1 protein-coding gene is annotated in these 668 nt (G+C 28.0%); it reads left to right on the forward strand.

Going from position 1 to position 668, the window contains the following annotated elements; translation table 11 throughout:
- Positions 1-179: 179 nt before the first annotated feature.
- Positions 180-668: hypothetical protein (locus tag OM075_RS26660; protein WP_301193353.1), on the forward strand; the 489-nt coding region annotated here is incomplete at its 3' end.

Genomic DNA, 668 nt, shown 5'->3' on the forward strand with positions numbered 1-668 from the left:
TTAAGTCATAAAAAAATAGCTATTGAATCACTTTGTCTTCACGTACAACCTGTCGTTAAAAAAGATAAAACTGAAGAAATTAAAAATCTTTTATTAAAACTGATAGAATAATAGTAATTTTCAAATTATATAATTTTTGATTACAGTTATTTAAATTTGGAATAAGAATTCATGTTCCTATGGATGCCTTTCATTACATAGAAAAAGTTGATCTAATCAAGTATCTTTTAAGTTCTGGATATGTAATAGATATGCATAAATCTACTGCCAGGCAAAAAGTGTTTGAAAAGGATGGCGAGAAGCTTTTAGTGCTGAGACATCAAAAAACAGGAAAGTATATTTATCAAAATCTAAATGATACCAGAGATAAAGGTAATATTATCAATTTTGTAGTTAATAGAATTAATGGTTTTCTAAGTACAGACAGTAAGACCAAGCAGGATTATGCCAAAGCTTTTGCCCAGTTAGATAATGATTCCGGAGGAAAAGAACTGACTAAGGAAATAAAAATCTTTCAAGAGAAAGTTAAATTTGAATATGAACTTTATGCTCCTCATGAATTAATCAATTATGATTTTCTATTGAGTCGTGGTCTGACAAAGGAAACAATTAATCATCCTTTATTTAAAGGGACTATAGTAAATTGTTACAAATATGGTTTTAAGACC

The organism is Plebeiibacterium sediminum (genome assembly GCF_026013605.1).
GTDB classification, from domain to species: Bacteria; Bacteroidota; Bacteroidia; order Bacteroidales; family Marinilabiliaceae; genus Saccharicrinis; species Saccharicrinis sediminus.